Here is an 18,435-nt window from a genome sequence, read left to right as displayed (position 1 = left end):
TTAAAATGAAAAAATTATTTGCACTGGCAGGGTTTTGTTTACTCACTTCTTCTGCCTTATTTGCCCAGACCGCTCCATCTGATGTTACGAAAATAGCGGTAACTACGCCTGTAGAAGCATTATCAGTTAATAAAACTGAATTCGACTTCGGTAAGATACCACAGGGCAAACCGGTAACTACTGAGTTTGAAGTGACCAACACCGGCAAACCCCCCTACAAACTGGACAATGTGCAGGCAAGTTGCGGCTGTACCACTCCTCAATGGGACAAGGATGCGGTAATAGCCCCTGGAGCTACAGCAAAAATAACAGTAGGCTACAATGCGGCGGCAGAAGGCCCTTTCACCAAAAACATCACGATCACCTATAACGGTACACAATCAAAATTGCTGATGATCAAAGGTGAAGTCTGGAAAACACCGGCTACCAGCGCCCCTACAAATGAAAGTTTAAAAGACCTCAATTAAAATTTATAAAAAACACAAAAAGCACAACTCATGAAGAAATTATTATTCTCATTAATGGCATTGACCTTAACAACGATCACATTCGCTCAGAAAAAAGCAAACGATGTGGCTAAATTCAAAACAGACGCCATCGATATGGGAAAGATCCCACAAGGAACACCGGCTACCGTTACTTTTGTTGTAACCAACATCGGTAAAGAACCATTGATCATCGAACAGGCTAACCCAACCTGCGGTTGCACTATCGGCGATTTCACCAAAGAACCGATCATGCCGGGCAAAGAAGGAAAGATCACTGCTACTTATAATGCAGCTAACCTGAACGCTTTTGAAAAACACATGAATGTGAAATTCGCTGGTGTTGACGAAATGAAAAGCATCACCATCAAAGGTGAAGTATTGACTGCTGAAGACTATGCAAAGATCAAAGGTTCTACTCCTGCTTCAACTTCGGACCTGAAAACTGACGTAAGCACTAAACCTGCGGTTCAGAAAAGGAAACCGACACTTAAAACAAAAAGTTAATCCCTTCACATAAAATAGTAAAAGCTCCCGGTTTATCCGGGAGTTTTTTTGTTCAGTAGCCTTTGCTGTCAGCCTGAGCTTGTCAAAGGCGAGGCATGATCCCCAAGCCCGCCTTCGACAAGCTCAGGCTGACAGCTTTTTTTCGAAAAATGAACATTTCACTTTTTCAAAACACGATGATCATATTACTAAATCGGGAATATAGTTTCGGGGTATAAAGGGTATTTCATAATTTTATCCATCCTTTTCAAAGAAAATACAAAACAATGAGTGAACAACAATACAATTACGGCATGGTTGGCCTTGGCACCATGGGGTGCAACCTCGTGCTGAATATGAGCGACAAAGGTTTTTCGGTAGCAGGGTACGACAAAGACCCGAAGAAAGTAGATACACTCAATGGCCTGGATGTACACAACAACATCGAAGCCTTCAATGACATCCATGCTTTTGTACAGGCATTGCAAACCCCCAGAACAATCCTCCTGCTCGTTCCTGCAGGCCCGATCGTGGATGCAGTCATCAATGAACTGAAGCCATTGCTGCAGGCAGAAGATATCATCATCGATTGCGGCAACTCACATTTTACCGATACCCAGACAAGAATTGATGCCCTTGCAAAAGAAGGCCTGCACTTCATGGGATTGGGTGTTTCCGGTGGAGAAACCGGTGCCCGCTTCGGCCCGAGCATCATGCCGGGTGGCGATCTCAAAGCTTACAACCGCATCTCCTCCATGCTCGACGCTGTAGCCGCCAAAGTGAATGACGAACCTTGTACCGCCTACATGGGCAAAGGCGCCGCAGGGCATTATGTAAAAATGGTGCATAACGGTATCGAATATGCGCTGATGCAGTTGCTGGCAGAAACGTACCATATCCTGAAAGTGCATGGCGGGCTTACCAATGAAGAATTGCACGACACATTCGATAGCTGGAATAAAGGAAGGCTGCAATCTTTCCTCGTGGAAATAACAGCGGCCGTGTTCACCCAGCCCGATGAAGAAGGCAAAGGAATGCTGATCGATTTCATTGCGGATACCGCCCACCAGAAAGGTACCGGCGCCTGGATGAGCCAGGATGCGATGAGGATACAATCTCCGATACCGGCCATTGATGCGGCTGTTACACAAAGGATCTTATCTTCCCTCAAACAGCAACGCGTGGTAGCGGCAAGATTCTTCAACAAAGAAAACGTGGTAGAAGCTGCCCCGAATAAAGAAACCCTGATACTGGATGTGGAAGCGGCATTATATACCAGTTTCATCATCACCTATGCACAGGGTCTGGCCATGCTGCAGCAGGCATCCACTACTTATAAATACGAAACGGATATAGCGGTGGTAGCTTCCATCTGGAGAGGTGGCTGTATCATCCGTGCGGCATTATTGAAAGAGATCACCGAAGCTTTCAGAAAGGATGATAAACTGGCCAACCTGATGCTGGCCGAAGAATTCAGCGAGCAGGTGAAAACAGGCTCGATCGCTTTGCGCCGTGTGCTGCAGAAAGGGTTGCAATACGCTATCCCGATGCCCGGCTTCTCTGCCTGCCTGAACTACTACGACAGTTATTTCAGCGAATGGTTGCCGGCCAATCTCATACAGGCACAACGAGATTTCTTTGGGGCACACACTTACGAACGTACCGATAAAGAAGGAACATTTCATACTAACTGGAACCAAACAATCTACTAAAATGGACGCAACAGTAAAAACCAACCCCACCGTCATTACCATATTCGGAGGATCGGGAGATCTTACCAAACGCAAGCTGATACCGGCTTTATACAATTTATACCTCGATCATTGGCTAAACAAGGACTTCCGCATCATCTGCACCGGGAGGTCGGCCATCTCCGATGAAGTATTCATCAAAGGCTTGAAAGAAGCATTGGACCAGTTTTCCCGAAGGGGCAAAGCAAAGAAAAACGAATGGGAAGCTTTCGCAAAGAACATCGAATACCAGCGTGCCGATTTTACACAGCCCGCTTTTTATAACTTTTTGAATAAAGAGATCAAGACTTTTACTGACCGGGTGGATTGTGCGGTCAACAAAATATTTTACCTGGCGGTACCGCCACAGTTTTTTGAAACTATCGCGTCACGCATCGGCGAAGCAGGGTTGGCGGCAGACAGGCAGCATTCAAGACTGGTGATTGAAAAACCATTTGGTGTTGACCTGGAAAGTGCAAAAAAGCTCAACAAATCTTTGCTGTCGATCTTCGACGAAACACAATTGTACCGCATCGATCATTACCTGGGTAAAGAAACGGTTCAGAACATTCTTGCTTTCCGTTTCGCGAATGCGTTGTTTGAGCCTACCTGGAACAGGAATTACATTGATCATATCCAGATCACGGTGGCCGAAAAGATCGGTATCGAAGACCGCGGCGGATATTACGAACAAAGCGGTATCATCCGCGATATGATCCAGAACCATCTGCTGCAGCTGGTCTGCCTCATAGCCATGGAGCCCCCGGTGTCCTTCAATGCCAATGAAGTGAGGAATAAAAAAGTGGATGTATTACATGCTATCCGCAAAATAAAAAGAGAGGAAGTACACGATTTCGCAGTCCGTGGACAATACAGCGAAGGATGGATGGAAGGCGAAAAAGTAAAAGGATATACCGAAGAAAAAGATGTGGCGCCCAACAGCACCACACCAACATTTGCCGCCATAAAATTTTATATCGACAACTGGCGCTGGAGTGGCGTTCCATTTTACATCCGCTCCGGAAAGCGTATGCAGCAAAGCATTTCGGTGATCACCATCGAATTCAAACCGGTACCGCACCAGTCGTTCCCCGCAGAAGCGCTCGACAACTGGCAGCCCAACAGGATGGTGCTGAACCTCCAACCCGATATGGGTATCCGGGTAAGGTTCCAGGCCAAAAAACCGGGCCTGCAGATGGAGCTGAATCCTGTAGACATGTTGTTCAACTACAACGATACCTACGCCAGCACCGGCACACCGGAAGGTTATGAAACCTTGTTGCTGGATGTGATAGAAGGTGATGCCACCCTTTTCATGCGTGCCGACCAGGTAGAAGCCGCATGGGAACTGATCATGCCGATCCTCAGCACATGGGAAGCAAACCCATCGGTGAATTTCCCCAACTATACCGCCGGTTCTTACGGGCCTGAAGGCGCTGAAGCGTTAATAGCAAAAGACGGGCACAACTGGATCGTTATGCCTTTTGAAAAAAATCATCATGAGTAAGATCAAAATATTCGAAACGGAAGAATTGCTGAGCAGATCAACCGCAGATTTTATCGTAAAGCTGTCGGCAAAAACGATTGAAAAGAATGGGAAGTTTACCATCGCCCTTTCGGGCGGAAGTACACCCGACAAGCTTTTTGCCTTGCTGGCGAACCCACCTTACAACAAGCAGCTGGACTGGAAGAACATTTTTGTTTTCTGGGGCGACGAACGTTACCTGCCCGCTACCAACCCATCTAACAACAGTCACCAGGCTAAAAAGATATTGCTCAGCAATGTGCATATTCCCGCGGAGAATATTTTTCCGGTACCAACACGTTTCACGCCCGCCAAAGCTGCTGCACATTATGAGCAAACATTGAAAACATTTTTCAAAAATGATTTCCCTGCTTTCGACCTCATCCTGCTGGGTATGGGCGACAATGGGCATACAGCTTCACTGTTCCCCTACACCACCATACTCGAAGAAAAAACAGCGCTGGTGAAAGAGGTATTTGTAAAAGAAGTAGATATGTTCCGCATCAGCTTTACTGCGCAACTGATCAACCATGCAAAAACGATCCTTTTCCTGGTAACAGGTAAAAAGAAAGCGTCGATGCTGCAAACCATTCTCGAAGGGAAAGAAAATATAGAAAAATATCCTGCGCAGATGATAAAGGCGGATAAAGGCGGAAAGCTGCTGTGGTATGTGGATAAGGCAGCTTCTTCTAAACTCAAAAATATTTAAGAGTGGCGGGTTGCGGGCAAAGAGTTACGGGTTAAATGATGACTCGCAACTCGTCACCCGCAACCCGTAACTTTTTTCATTATTAATTCTTAATTATTAATTCTTAATTATTTCATGTTCATCAACGCCATAGAAACCGCCTCCACCTTCACCCGCCCTATCCACACCATCATGCGTACTTACGGCGGCAAGCAGCTCATTCCGGGAGCATCTACGATCTTTTTTGTAAACGACAAAGGATATGCCGTTACCTGCAAACATGTGGTGGAATTGATTGCTTCAGCAGACCAGATCAATCAGCATTTTAATAATTTCAAGCAGGAAAGGCAACAGATACTGAATCATCCGAAATACAAACAGCTGATCAAAGGGCTGGAACTCAAATACAAATTACAGCCCGATAGCATCATCCAGATAAAACATAATTTCGTGGAGACTATCGACAAAATGAGCGGCTTCACCTGGCACCTGCATCCAACACTGGATCTTGCCATCATAAAATTCAACGATTACGGAAAGCTGCATTACAGCGGCCACGCAAAATTTTTAAAGAACGGGGAAGATATCAGGCAGGGGAAATTCCTTTGCAGGCTTGGCTTTCCTTTTCCTGAGTTCAGCAACTTCACTTTCAATGCCAATACGGATGATATCGAGTGGACAAATACCGGCGTGAGCGTTTCCCCACGTTTTCCTTTAGAAGGCATGGTGACACGTTTCCTCGGAGACCAGCAGCATGGCCTGTACGGAATTGAAATGAGTACGCCTGGTTTGCGTGGACAAAGCGGTGGGCCGCTGTTCGATCAAAACGGGATCGTATATGGTATGCAGTTCAGCACCAAACACCTTCACCTTGGGTTCGACCTGGAAGACAAAGAGATCATGATCAATAATGCCCCTAAAAAAGTAACCGATTATTCCTTCATTCACCTGGGGCAATGTATACATGTAAATGCGATCAAGGCGTTTTTGCAGGAACACCAGGTTGAATTTCACGAAAGCTGATTTAATGGATAATGGTTTAATGGATAATGGATAATATTTTCAAATTTAGAATACCATCCATATTTTGTGAAGACCAACTCACGGCAACATTATCAATTATCCATTATCAATTATCCATTATCCATTGTCAATTATCCATTATACAATTATCAATTATATTTGCGCTATGTTAAAGATCAGTCACCGCGGCACCGAAATGCCCGCCTCTCCTATCCGTAAGCTGGTTCCATTTGCTGAAGCAGCAAAGAAAAAAGGCACTAAAGTATTTCATCTCAACATCGGCCAGCCCGATATTGAAACGCCGAAGGAATGCCTGGATGCCGTAAAGCATTGCGACATCACCGTGCTGGAATACAGCCATAGCGCAGGTATGGAAAGCTACCGCAAAAAGCTGGTAGAATATTACCAGCGTAACCACATCGATGTTACCCACGAAGAGATCATCGTTACCACCGGCGGAAGCGAAGCCATTCTTTTCGGTTTCATGGCCTGCCTGGATGCAGGTGATGAAGTGATCATTCCCGAACCATTTTACGCCAACTACAATGGTTTTGCCATGCAGGCCGATGTGAATGTAGTGCCTATCAGCAGCAGCATCGAAAGCGGTTTCGCATTACCACCAATTGAAGATTTTGAAAAAGCGATCACGCCAAAAACAAAAGCGATCGTGGTTTGCAACCCCAACAATCCAACCGGGTATTTATACAGCGCTGCCGAAATGGAAACATTGAAGCAGATCGTCATCAAGCACAACCTTTTCCTTTTTGCCGATGAAGCTTATCGTGAATTTTGTTACCAGGGGGCACATACCAGCGCCATGCACCTCAAAGGCGCTGAGCAACACGTGATCCTGATGGACACGATCAGCAAACGCTACAGCGCATGTGGCGGACGGATCGGCGCATTCATCACAAAAAACAAAGAGGTATTTACGGCAGCCATGAAGTTTGCACAGGCAAGGCTGAGCCCGCCGTTTTATGCACAGGTACTCGGTGAAGCGGCTGTAGACCTTCCGGAAAACTATTTCGACAGCACCAAGGCTGAATACCAGCTCCGCAGGGATATCATCGTAAAAAGGCTCAACGAAATGCCGGGAGTATTTTGCCCTAACCCGGGTGGAGCGTTTTATGCAATGGCACGCCTGCCGATTGACGATTGCGATACCTTCTGCCAATGGCTGCTCGAGTCGTTCAGCCACGAAGGGGCCACCGTAATGCTTGCGCCAGGTACAGGGTTCTACAGCACACCCGGCCTTGGAAAAAATGAAGTAAGGCTGGCATATGTACTCAATGCCGACTCTATCAACAAAGCGATGGATTGCCTGGCAAAGGCGCTGGAAGTATATCCGGGACGAATCTATGATCTATGATCTATTGATGTATGATCTATGATCTCGTTTAGGGGGATGGCTTAACGGAGTTGTTACCCTAAGTATTTGGCAGATAATGTATAACAAAAAAAAATTATATAGTATTATTGGCAAAATTTGATCGCCCCGCATTAAAAAGCGGGGCTTTTTATTGCCATATCTATCCTCCCCCTGTATAACCTGCAAACAATCTTATACCCTTCAAAGGTTTCACTATTGACCATTGACTATTTCACCCGTTCATGGTATTGCTTCCCCCGACTAAGCGGGCTACTTTGCATTCAAAACAATTCTTGTTATGAAAAAATTCCTCCTGTGTTTCGCTGTTGTGGCTTCGTTGATCAGCTGCTCCGGCAATGATAAAAAAACAACCGATCCTGCCGGTGCAACAACTTCCGGCGAGAGATCTTCCGGCGATCTTTATTTCGATTATACTGTAGACGGAAAACCCATGCAGATAGCCGCGGCCGATATATCTGCCTCCTACTATGTAACCGGCGACAAAAAAGTATTTAAAATATTTGCCGGAAAAGAAGGCGAGCCGAATGTTTTATTAGTCATCCCACACGACATGACACAACCCTCGAGCACACCCAACGGATCAAAAGATTACGACCAGCAGATCACACAGGGAAGTGTTTCATTACAGAATTATCCGGAAAAAAATTATACCACCAACAGTTTTAATACTACTTACGACGAAATGTCTGTAGTAATCCCTGATGCAGTGGTGATCATTTCTTCAGAAAAAGAAGCTGACAAAGCCAGGATCATCACCGGCACTTTCAATGCGACCACTTATGGCGAAAAAGATAGTAAAGATCCAAAAAACACCAATCATAAGGTTTCGGGAAAATTCAGGATAAGGCATGAATTTTCCTCCACCAATGGCGGTGAATTTTAGTCCGTATAAAAACTTATTTGTATGAAAACATTACTGGTACTGGCTTTCAGCCTTACGTGCTTTACAACCCAGGCACAATTTGGTAAAAATGTTCTGGAAAGAGCCAAACAAAGCGCCAAGCAAAAAGTGAATAACAAGATCGATCAGAAGACAAATGAAGGGATCGACAAAGTGCTGGACGCACCGGAGAAAGCCGCCAAGAAAAACAAGAAAGGACAGGCCACAACAATAGATGAAACCGATGTATCAGGTACTTCAACTGACAACGGTACCCCTACTCCTGCCCCGGCAAATGATAATACCATGAGTGGCGAGGGTGCACAAACAGTGATACAGACCAATATCCTGTGCGAAAGCGGGAAGAAAAAAATTGAAGCACTGTTAAAAAAGCAGGATGGTGTATTTGAAGTAAAAACAAATATCGCCAACGGCGAACTGGCAATCCGCTACAGCAGCGATGGAACCAGTTATACCACTTTACTCCAGCTGATCAATGAGCAGGGATTTGAAGCCGATGGCAACAAACCTTCGGCATCAGCACCGGCTAATCCATGTAAGAAAGGAAAAAATTAAACGGCTGATCTTCATGAAAAAAATTATCGGTTGCCTGTTCATTTCATTTCTATTGTCTGTACAGCTTTGCCATGCGCAAATGGAAGAAGGTGCGCCTATCAGCGTGGAAGTGAAACCGGCCATGACCATCCCGGGCAAGCCGATAGAGATCAGCGGCTCTACAGTTGTTGGCAAAGAAGCCCTGGATGTAACCATCATCATCACAGATCCCGGCGGAAAAGAGATCCCTCTCACTACCAGGACAGACAAAAAAGGTGCTTATAAATTCACCTACACCAAAGCATTTTCTACCGGCAAATATACAGTTACTGTAAAGCCCGCTGATGGCATCAATTCAGCATCCGGCAGTTTCGCTGTCGCAACCATCACCGGGGCAGTCAACACCATACAAACCGATCTTTTCAAAATGTCGCAGGTCGCACAAACCACGCTGGATGTGATCATACAGAAAATGGAAAGCCTTCCGCCGTCGCCCGATATTGAAACGCAAACCACCAAACTTAAAAGCTACCGCGATAAATTCAGCACATTAAAAGCAAGTGATGAGAAAGTAGCACAAGGGATCAAAGACCTGATCAAGAAAACACAGGATGTGCCTGAAGCGGCTTTGAAGGCGAATGATTATATCAATGAGCTTGAAGCAAATAATAAAAAAGTGACAGACAAATTACCCGAACTCAATTCAAAAGTTCAGGAGTATAAAAACAAAAGCCTCAAATGTGAAGCGTTGAATGGCATTACGGAAATGTGTGGATTTATTTCGCTGGTTCTGGATGTAAAAGCGAGTGCATTAAAAATTGTTGTCAACCTGGCTTCCGACAAAGTGTTGCCCGGCGCAGTAGACCGCATGAACTGGAAAGGGAGCGATCAGCAAAAAGAGCAGACAAAATTTGGCATCAACTCTGCCCAGAAAGCACTGGTGGCACATTACCTGGGCTCCGCCGAAATGGTAGATTTTTTAAAGAAGGGTTTGAGCCTTGATATCTGCAGTTACGTTTTCAAATTTTTATATGCGCAGAATTGTGAAGAACTGAAAGGCCCTGCAAGTACAACTTTTAAAGTGACTTTCCAGGCGGACAATGGCGAAACTTATCTCGTATACGATCTTGACCTGAAAGGAGAATTGAAACTACGCTACGAAAAAAACACCGACCTCAGCAAAAGTGCGGAGATCACCGGCGAGTTCATTGGTTATAGAGTCCGCTATGGCTTTGAAGAAGATTTTGAGCAGCAGGAAAAAATCCCGGATGGGATGACGGTTTTGGCCAGACAGGCGCTGACACCCCGTGCCGTTGACCTGAATAAATTCAACAATGACATCGGCTCCTTTGCAAGCAGCGCCATCCCCGGCTCGTATCATGTAGCAGTAAAAGGAACAGTGCTCAATAATAAACTGACTTTACAAATTGTTCCTTCTGCATTTGATATGACAGAAACAGAAGAAACGAACCGGATTTTCCTGGTATTACTGCAACCCTTATTACCGATACCTGTAGTTAAGAATTTCACTGTGCCGATCGCGAAAAATAAGACCATTTTTATCGCATCGATCCCGAAGCAACAAACTTTTTCTCTGGTAAAAAATAAGACCAAGGTTACCGCGGAGATCAAAGGCCTGAAAAATGAATTAAAACCTGGCACAGGCGTCAGGGTCAACACTACATTTAACATGAACATCAGCAATTGATCATACCATGAAAAATAAAAGAAACCGTTGGGTGCTATTGTTATTATTGCTACTGCTCTGTTTTGCAGCAATATGGTATTTCTTTTTGAGAACCCCCACCATTTCCCGCGAAGGCTTCGTGCAACAAGGGATCACAACGGTGAAAGGAAGCCCGGAGATCAGCATATGGGATTACAGCGCTGTTGACGGGGATACGGTTGATTTTTATTTTGATGGGAAACTCATTTTCAAAAGTCTCGGACTGGGCGATACTGCTGTCACTTACAAGACCGTCAGCCTTTCAAAAGGAGAACACTGGATCGGCATCAAAGCGATCAATGAAGGGTTCAATCCTCCTGCAACACCACATATCAGCATTACAGACGATAAAGAAAAATTTGAATTTGATATCGACTCCTGGAAAGATTCTGCTTCCGGCTCGTGGCTGATAAATGTTGAATAAAAAAATTACGGCACAAGAGTCGTTTTCCTGCTTTTTAAAATAAATTCAAATAACAGCAATCCACCTTCTTCAGGACAATTTTTAACTGGCCTCGACCTTTTACATGAAAATGTAATTTCAAGCGGCCCGTTTTTCAGATCTTTAAATGCAGCAGCAGGTATTAATACTTCATTGTGATTGATCCCATACAATATTTCGTCATAACTTTTTTTACTGGTATCCATCAATGCGATGCTGATACTATCTCCCTCATCAACACCACTGAAACTGAGGCGAAGATCGGCTGCTTTAACAGATGCGGGGATGACAGTTTGCAAACTGACAGGTTCAAATATGAATGTCTCTTCATACAGCTTTCCATTGATATCGGTAAATGACCAGGTATGTTTGCCGGTGAAGCCATCCACAGGCTTGCGTACGTTATAAAATGCTCCGAGAAATTTAGTGCTATCAGCTGAAATAGCAACGCCGTCTAATTTAACATTGCTGGGATCATTCAGTACCAGCGTGGTACCATCCGGTCCCGCGAAGCGAAACCTGGCCATGTTGTTTACGTTAGGTTCAGTTTCATTGTAAGTGGTGGTGTAAGTGGTATAAATCGTAGCGGGATTTACATCTTTGCTATTACCTATTTCCTCTGTTGTACAAGAGGCGATGCCGGCGATAAGAATGAAGGGAAATAATATCCGTTTTATCATGGTGCAGGTTTAGTCTTAATACGGCTATTGCTAAAAGGTAACCATGGGTTATTGTCTACAATGCCAATGTAGACAATACTGCGAAGTGATCGGAAGCAAAACGCCCGCGCCAGCTTTGTGATATCGTGGCATGATTTTTAACTTTCCAGTTTCCTTTCAAAAAAATATAATCGATCGGATCATCGTTCCTTTCTTTTGGCCCGAACCCATTGAAAGTTCCGGTTGGGCCGTAGTGCCCTTTCGCAGATAATTCTTTGGAATCAATGAGGTAGCCTTCATTCGATTTATCCCTGATCACCTGTATCGGCTCATCCTGGGGACTGGCATTGAAGTCGCCTGTAACCACAGCGGGTGTGTTACCCGCGATCTCTTTAATTTTCTTCAACAAAAACAGGGCACTTTCTCTCCTGGCTATTTTTCCCATATGATCAAAATGGGTATTAAAAGCATAAAATATTTTTTTGGATTTCCTGAATTGAAATTTACCCCAGGTAACCACTCTCGGATAAGCCGCATCCCAGCCTTTACTACCTGCCACGGTTGGCATTTCGGACAACCAAAAAGTTTCGCTCTGCAAAACTTTTACAACAGTAGTATCATAAAAGATCGCGGAGTACTCGCCTTTTTCTTTTCCATCATCGCGGCCACCACCAATATATTTAAAGGAGGGTAACCGTTCCTGCAGGTCGGTCATCTGAACATGCAATGCTTCCTGCACGCCCAGCAATTGCACCTGGTGATACCTGATCTCATCGGCAGCAATGTCTTTACGATAAGGCCACGCATTCAAACTATCGGAAGCGATATTCAAACGGATGTTGAATGTCATCACATTCAACTCCTGTGCAACGGATGTCATTGCCGACAGAGCGCAGATAAGGATCAGCAGGTTCTTTTTCATACTCTATAATTTATTATTCAAAGCTAAAGAGAATGGCCAAAAAATTCTGTTTTTTTATCAATACCAATCTGTAACATTGCAAAAAAATCATGCTTCTCCAGATCGCTCCATATTTCGGCTACCTCGCTTCCCTCCTGCTCATCATTGCACTGTTGGTCAATAACGACCTCAAATTTCGCTGGTTCAACACTATGGGCAATGTCAGCTTTATCGCATATGCCATCATATTCAATGCGTACCCGGTATTGCTGACCAATTGCATCTTACTTTGTATAAATGTCTACTACTTACTAAAAGTGTATAACAAGAAAGAAAATTTCGATCTTTTTGAATTTGAAGGAAAAGAAAAAATGGTGCAAAAATTCACTGAATATTATCGCCAGGATATAACAGGATATTTTCCCGAATTCAATGCATCACTATTCCACGGGCAACTCAATTTTGCCGTAACCCGCGACCTGGTGATCGCTAATATTTTCAGTGCCTCGCTGAAAGATAATGGCGATGCGGAAGTGATCATCAATTATACCACACAAAAATACCGCGATTATAAAGTAGGCACTTTCATCTTCGAGAAAGAACACGATTACCTGGTATCCAAAGGCGTGAAAAGGATCGTGTATAAACATGTGGCCAATAAAAAACACCTTCGTTTTTTAGAGGTGATGGGATTTGTATATGAGGATGGGTTGTTGATAAAAAAGATATGATCCCTTGCAAATGTGCCGGAGTAGTAATTAAGCCGGGAATACGGAAGAAAAAACGAGTGATTACACACAAAATATTTAATCCCTCGTTTTTTCTTCCCGGCATCCAAAAAATATGCAAAAGACCGCTTCGTCCCTCACGATAACTGCGGGTTGATCTTCTCTATGATTTATTCGCGAGTTCTCTTCCGAAAAGAAAAGTGCAGCTTTCGCTGCACTTTCCCAGTTTACTACTTCACTATTAATCAACAAAACTAAACAATGCTTCTTTTTGCCTGCGTACTTTGATTGCCCCTGCCAGGGTATCTTCGCTGCTCCTGTAGCCTATGGCCATCATCACTACCGATTTAAGCCCTTTTTCTTTCAGTCCCAATATTTCATCAAATTTTTCAGGAGAAAACCCTTCCATAGGGGTGGCATCGATCCTGAGTTCTGCGGCAGCTGCCAATGCCGTTCCCAATGCGATATATACCTGGCGGGCGGCCCATTCCTGCTGTTCATGCGGAGTAAGCGATTTTATTTTCCCATTGATCATGTCGCTGAAACCTTTGAGGTCTTCCACTTCTACTCCCCTGCTTTGGGCTATGTTCCGGATATATACGTCTACATGCGCTTCGCTAATGCCATCCCATACCGTAAATAACAACAGGTGCGAGCTTTCAACAATCTGGGGTTGATTATACCCGGCGGCCTGCAATTTTGCCCGCACCTCCGGATTGCTGATGACCATGATGGTGTAAGGTTGTAATCCCATTGATGAAGCGGAAAGCCTTGTTGCCTCCAGGATACTTTCCAGATCAGTTTCACTGATCTTCTCCCCGCTCATTCTTTTTGCTGCATAACGCCAGTTAAGGCTATCTACTAAACTCATAAAATTATTTTAAATACCTAAATCAATGTTCTAACATCAAAGATAACTATTTTTGCAATCTCAAAGTTTAAACATTAAATTATTTAACATTACTTCAACCCGGAAAATTGGCTTAATTATTGTTCTTTAACAACCTTTAAACAGAATACAACTACCTGGATATTACCTTTATAAAAAACGCAGTAATTATGAAAATCAATAAACTAGCATTAGGAATTTTAGCAGGAGCTGCACTGGTAGCTGCCAGCATGGTACTAGCGAAGAACAGGAGAAAAAAAGTGAGCAGGATGCTTTCGGAAGTAGCAGAAGAAGGATACGAAACAGCGCATGATATCCTTTACCCCGGTAAAGGCAAAAAGGAAAAGAACCTGCGCTACGGGCCGGTGCTGCCTATATAATCACAGATGAAAAATATAACACCTATAGAACAGCCGCAGCATTTACGCTGCGGCTGTTCTATTTCATGCTGATGCTGGGTGCTGGATGATGGTTATTATCGCAAAGAAGAAAACGATTCCAACCCGGGTGAATATCCAGCATCCCGCAACTATTTACCCCCCGGAGGGCAATTCTTCTTCAAATAATTTGTATAAAGGGTACTCAAATGTAACCATGTTCCTTCGCCTTCATTGATATTATGTGTGCGGTTTGGATACGCCATGAACTGGAATTGTTTGTTGTATTTCACTAATGCATTCAACAGTATTTCCGCATTATCGTAATGCACGTTATCATCTCCGGTACCATGGATGTACAATAAATTCCCCTTAAGCCCCTGTACATTTGAAACAGGAGAACCTTTAATAAAATCATCGCGGTTTTCCTGTGGAAGCCCCATGTATCTTTCCTGGTAGATATTATCGTAAAACAATTGGTTGGTAACAGCCGCTATCGCAATACCCGTCTTAAATATTTCCGGGTATTGAAACATCAGGTTAAGCGTAGAAGCGCCACCGCCGCTCCAGCCCCATACAGCCACCCTTTCCTTATCGATGAAAGGGTATTTTTCAAGCAGCTTTTTAGTTCCCATCGCCATATCACGGATATTCAATATTCCTATTTTACGATAAATAGCCCGGCGCCATGCAGCCCCTTTCAGAGAAGGCGTACCGCGGTTATCGATACCCACCTGTATATATCCGTCTTCAGCCATATCCCCACCGTAAAGAAAATTCCTGTGATCGCCGTATTCATCACTTACCACAGTGGCTGCAGGTTCACCATAAACATATAATACCATCGGGTATTTTTTATTGGGATCAAAATTCGCCGGTTTGTTGATCCAGGCATCCAGCACAATATTATCTTCAGTTGTCAATTGGAGGTATTCTACATTGATGTTCTGATCTGTGCGGATATTGCTGGCAATGCTCTTGGCTGCAGACAATGGTTTGTTGTCCGGCAGGGAAACCCACTCTGTAATATTCGGTGTATTATGATTGCTGAAGGTATGGCTGGCAAGTTTTCCTGTAGGGGAAATATCATAATTATGTGTTCCTTTAAGGGAAGCAGGGCTCACCAGTTCGGCATCGTCTTTTCCGGCATTGATCTTAATCCTGTACAGGTAAAGTTGCGTAGCGTTGGAAGGTGATGCGGTGAAATAAATATAACCCGTCGATTCATCTACTGCTTTTATCACGCCGATATCATAATTACCTTTGGTGATGAGCGTAACGGTTTTTCCATCCCTGCTGATGCGATAAATATGGCGCCAGCCGTCTTTTTCGCTAACCCATAAAAAATCCTGTCCTTTATTCACCCATTTCCATCCGCCGGGTTCCCCAAAAATATCCGGAGAGTTCAGGTCCACCCATGCGTCATCATTTTCCGCCCAAAAAGTACGGGTAGTGCCGTCGCTTGTTTTGCAATAGATCAGTTTACTTTCCTGTTGCTTGCGATCGAGCTGCTGTACGATCAGTTCATTGGCACCACTCCATTCCATCCTTGGAATATAATGCTGTTGCGGATCTCCTTCGATATTCATCCAGCGGGTATATCCATTCTGCAGGCTCACCACACCGATCTTTACAGGGGAAGGCGATTCACCAACTTTCGGGTATTCTACGGGGATTATTTTTGAGTAAGGCGAATCGGTATTATTCACCATATAGTAGTCCCTGATCCTCGTGGCATCCACCTGCCAGAAAGCGATCTGTTTGCTGTCGTCGCTCCAGCGAAAACCATCGCGGCAGCCAAACTCTTCTTCATATACCCAATCGAATGTACCATTGATCATCTTGCGGGTACCGTCGGAAGTGAGTTTGCGGATCTGCCCGGTATTAATATCTTCCACAAAAAGATTGTGATCGCTTACATAGGCCACCAGTTTATTATCGGGTGAAAATTTAGCGAACATCAGTGATTGTGCGGTAAGGCCTTTGCCCAGCTGGGAAAGTTTACCGGTAACGGTATTGAGTATCCAGTAATCGCCGCGGGTATTGAAACGCCACACCCGTGCGGTATTGGTAAACAGCAATAATTTTGTACGATCATTACTGTAATCAAATTTTTGCAGGCGCAAAGGCAGCGTAGCCCCCGCAGGAGTCAGTTGTTCCTTTTTTACAAGGATTGTTTCTGCATCAGTTTTGGGATCGATGCGTACGATATTCCCTTCTTTTGTTTTTAGATATCCAAGCCCGTCCGTAGCCCAGTTAATCTTCTGCGCATTTACAACAAGCGGTTGGTACAGCAGCACCACAAGTACTGCCCAAAAGCCGTTTTTCCAATTGATCATATCTGAATTTTAGGGTTTAAAAATAAGTAAATAACGGCTGCTGCCGCCACCATTGCTGTAAAAAGTAACATAAATTTGCAGCTATAACATAATTGTTCATGAATAAGGAAAAATTACGCCTGGATAAATATCTCTGGAGTATCCGGATGTTCAAGACCCGAAGCCAGGCGGCAGAAGCGTGTGAAAAAGGAAAGGTGAAATACAATGGCTCAGCGGCAAAACCAGCCAAGACGGTATCTGTAGACGATGAATATGAAATAAAAACTGAAGGAAAAAAATGGCTGATCAAGGTGGTCGCATTATTACATAACCGGGTGCAGTATTCAGAAGCCATCAATTATTATATGGACATTACGCCTGCGGAAGAAATTGAACGGATTAAATTTCAGGCTGCCGCTTTTCATACCGGAAAACGGATGAGCAAAGTTGGCCGGCCAACCAAGAAACAGCAGAGGGACCTGGATGGATTCATGAGTAGTGAATAGTCAATAGTGAATAGTCAATCTTTGAAGTTCATTGTTACATAAACTTTTATAAATTCAGTCAGAAAACTTTCAAAAAATATTTCAAACTACATATTTTAACCATTGACTATTCACTATTGACTATTCACTATTGACCATTCACTATGCGTATTGACATCATCTCCGTAGTTCCCGACCTCCTCGCTTCCCCGTTTTCGCATTCCATACTAAAAAGGGCGAACGATAAAGGTTTGCTGCAGGTCAACGTGATCAACCTGCGGGAGTACACCACTTATGCGCGGGCACAGGTAGACGATTACCAGTTTGGCGGTGGCGCCGGAATGGTGATGATGATCGAGCCCCTGGTAAATGCTATTGAAAGTTTGCAACGGGAACGCATATACGACGAAATCATTTATCTAACCCCCGACGGAAAAACATTTGACCAGAAAACTGCCAACAGCCTTTCTCTTAAAAATAACCTGCTGATGATCTGCGGCCATTACAAAGGGATCGATCAGCGGGTGCGGGACCATTTCATCACCCGTGAAATCTCTATCGGCGATTATGTACTGAGCGGCGGAGAACTGGCAGCCGCGGTACTTACAGATGCCATCGGCAGACTTATCCCCGGTGTGCTGAATGATGAAAGCTCAGCGCTAACGGACAGTTTCCAGGACAACCTGCTGGCACCACCGGTGTACACTAGGCCGGAAGTATTCAGGGGCTGGGGAATACCGGATGTGTTGAAAAGCGGCAATCACAAACTGATAGAAGAATGGCGGCACGAACAATCGGTGCAGCGTACCACGGAAAGAAGGCCGGATTTACTCTCCGAGTAAATTAATTACGAATTAACAATTACGAATTACGAATGAGTTCATTCAGGTGAAAGATATTAATTGCAAAACCTTTCTATAACTTGCACTGCCAAAAATCAATTCGTAATTCGTAATTCGTAATTCGTAATTCGTAATTCGTAATTCGTAATTCGTAATTCGTAATTCGTAATTCGTAATTCGTAATTCGTAATTCGTAATTCGTAATTCGTAATTCGTAATTTCCTTACTTACTAAATACCTTATCGTCTACCGGAATATTCGTCTCGATGGTGCTATACAGGATCGTTCCGCGATCATTGGTTACAC

The 18,435-nt window shown here is 44.2% G+C and carries 19 protein-coding genes; 15 read left to right on the top strand and 4 right to left on the bottom strand.

What is annotated here, in order from left to right; genetic code table 11:
* The first annotated feature begins 5 nt into the window (after positions 1 to 5).
* The 11 genes from EGI32_RS17290 to EGI32_RS17240 all read left to right on the top strand — a co-directional run bounded on the left by EGI32_RS17290 (position 6) and on the right by EGI32_RS17240 (position 10,912).
* Complete coding sequence (locus EGI32_RS17290) at positions 6 to 467, top strand: DUF1573 domain-containing protein (protein ID WP_255156611.1); 462 nt, start codon at positions 6 to 8, stop codon at positions 465 to 467.
* Positions 468 to 497: 30 nt separating this feature from the next.
* Positions 498 to 992, top strand: coding sequence for a DUF1573 domain-containing protein (locus tag EGI32_RS17285; RefSeq protein ID WP_255156610.1), 495 nt, complete (start codon positions 498 to 500; stop codon positions 990 to 992).
* A 266-nt stretch (positions 993 to 1,258) separates the two neighbouring features.
* Positions 1,259 to 2,683, top strand: coding sequence for an NADP-dependent phosphogluconate dehydrogenase (gene gndA / locus EGI32_RS17280; protein ID WP_255156609.1), 1,425 nt, complete (start codon positions 1,259 to 1,261; stop codon positions 2,681 to 2,683).
* A gap of 1 nt (position 2,684) precedes the next feature.
* A complete protein-coding gene (gene zwf, locus EGI32_RS17275) occupies positions 2,685 to 4,208 on the top strand; it encodes a glucose-6-phosphate dehydrogenase (protein WP_255156608.1) in 1,524 nt (507 codons plus the stop codon).
* Complete coding sequence (gene pgl, locus EGI32_RS17270; protein ID WP_255156607.1) at positions 4,201 to 4,935, top strand: 6-phosphogluconolactonase; 735 nt, start codon at positions 4,201 to 4,203, stop codon at positions 4,933 to 4,935. The genes zwf and pgl overlap by 8 nt, the downstream gene beginning before the upstream one ends.
* A gap of 114 nt (positions 4,936 to 5,049) precedes the next feature.
* A complete protein-coding gene (locus tag EGI32_RS17265) occupies positions 5,050 to 5,937 on the top strand; it encodes a trypsin-like peptidase domain-containing protein (protein WP_255156606.1) in 888 nt (295 codons plus the stop codon).
* Between the two features lie 166 nt (positions 5,938 to 6,103).
* A complete protein-coding gene (locus EGI32_RS17260) occupies positions 6,104 to 7,306 on the top strand; it encodes a pyridoxal phosphate-dependent aminotransferase (RefSeq protein WP_255156605.1) in 1,203 nt (400 codons plus the stop codon).
* Between the two features lie 298 nt (positions 7,307 to 7,604).
* Positions 7,605 to 8,210 carry a hypothetical protein gene (locus tag EGI32_RS17255; RefSeq protein WP_255156604.1) on the top strand — a complete coding sequence of 202 codons (606 nt, stop codon included), beginning with the start codon at positions 7,605 to 7,607 and terminating at the stop codon, positions 8,208 to 8,210.
* A gap of 21 nt (positions 8,211 to 8,231) precedes the next feature.
* The gene (locus tag EGI32_RS17250) at positions 8,232 to 8,783 is read left to right on the top strand and encodes a heavy-metal-associated domain-containing protein (RefSeq protein WP_255156603.1); all 552 of its coding nucleotides are present in this window, start codon (positions 8,232 to 8,234) and stop codon (positions 8,781 to 8,783) included.
* 13 nt (positions 8,784 to 8,796) lie between these two features.
* Positions 8,797 to 10,470 carry a hypothetical protein gene (locus tag EGI32_RS17245; RefSeq protein WP_255156602.1) on the top strand — a complete coding sequence of 558 codons (1,674 nt, stop codon included), beginning with the start codon at positions 8,797 to 8,799 and terminating at the stop codon, positions 10,468 to 10,470.
* A gap of 7 nt (positions 10,471 to 10,477) precedes the next feature.
* Positions 10,478 to 10,912, top strand: coding sequence for a hypothetical protein (locus EGI32_RS17240; protein ID WP_255156601.1), 435 nt, complete (start codon positions 10,478 to 10,480; stop codon positions 10,910 to 10,912).
* Positions 10,913 to 10,917: 5 nt separating this feature from the next.
* Here EGI32_RS17240 and EGI32_RS17235 read toward each other — a convergent pair whose 3' ends face one another.
* Positions 10,918 to 11,610 (bottom strand): hypothetical protein, encoded by a 693-nt coding sequence (locus tag EGI32_RS17235; RefSeq protein WP_255156600.1) that lies wholly within the window; start codon positions 11,608 to 11,610, stop codon positions 10,918 to 10,920.
* A 55-nt stretch (positions 11,611 to 11,665) separates the two neighbouring features.
* The gene (locus EGI32_RS17230) at positions 11,666 to 12,511 is read right to left on the bottom strand and encodes an endonuclease/exonuclease/phosphatase family protein (protein ID WP_255156599.1); all 846 of its coding nucleotides are present in this window, start codon (positions 12,509 to 12,511) and stop codon (positions 11,666 to 11,668) included.
* An 89-nt stretch (positions 12,512 to 12,600) separates the two neighbouring features.
* On the opposite strand from EGI32_RS17230, the gene EGI32_RS17225 reads away from it, so the two are divergent.
* Complete coding sequence (locus EGI32_RS17225; protein WP_255156598.1) at positions 12,601 to 13,221, top strand: YgjV family protein; 621 nt, start codon at positions 12,601 to 12,603, stop codon at positions 13,219 to 13,221.
* Between the two features lie 238 nt (positions 13,222 to 13,459).
* Here EGI32_RS17225 and EGI32_RS17220 read toward each other — a convergent pair whose 3' ends face one another.
* The gene (locus tag EGI32_RS17220; RefSeq protein ID WP_255156597.1) at positions 13,460 to 14,089 is read right to left on the bottom strand and encodes an NAD(P)H-dependent oxidoreductase; all 630 of its coding nucleotides are present in this window, start codon (positions 14,087 to 14,089) and stop codon (positions 13,460 to 13,462) included.
* Between the two features lie 188 nt (positions 14,090 to 14,277).
* Between EGI32_RS17220 and EGI32_RS17215 the strand changes: the two genes are divergently transcribed.
* Entirely contained in the window at positions 14,278 to 14,487 is a 210-nt protein-coding gene (locus EGI32_RS17215; protein ID WP_255156596.1) for a hypothetical protein, read from the top strand.
* A 149-nt stretch (positions 14,488 to 14,636) separates the two neighbouring features.
* On the opposite strand, the gene EGI32_RS17210 is transcribed toward EGI32_RS17215, so the two are convergent.
* Positions 14,637 to 16,823: a DPP IV N-terminal domain-containing protein gene (locus tag EGI32_RS17210; protein WP_255156595.1), complete on the bottom strand. Its 2,187-nt coding sequence runs from the start codon at positions 16,821 to 16,823 to the stop codon at positions 14,637 to 14,639.
* A gap of 98 nt (positions 16,824 to 16,921) precedes the next feature.
* Here EGI32_RS17210 and EGI32_RS17205 point away from each other — a divergent pair, with 98 nt between their 5' ends.
* Positions 16,922 to 17,308, top strand: coding sequence for an RNA-binding S4 domain-containing protein (locus EGI32_RS17205; RefSeq protein ID WP_255156594.1), 387 nt, complete (start codon positions 16,922 to 16,924; stop codon positions 17,306 to 17,308).
* Between the two features lie 143 nt (positions 17,309 to 17,451).
* The gene (trmD, locus tag EGI32_RS17200) at positions 17,452 to 18,129 is read left to right on the top strand and encodes a tRNA (guanosine(37)-N1)-methyltransferase TrmD (protein WP_255156593.1); all 678 of its coding nucleotides are present in this window, start codon (positions 17,452 to 17,454) and stop codon (positions 18,127 to 18,129) included.
* The last annotated feature ends 306 nt before the right edge of the window (positions 18,130 to 18,435 follow it).

This window comes from Ferruginibacter sp. HRS2-29 (genome assembly GCF_024343615.1).
In the GTDB taxonomy this organism is placed as follows: domain Bacteria; phylum Bacteroidota; class Bacteroidia; order Chitinophagales; family Chitinophagaceae; genus Ferruginibacter.
This window is presented reverse-complemented; position numbering and strand designations above follow the sequence as displayed.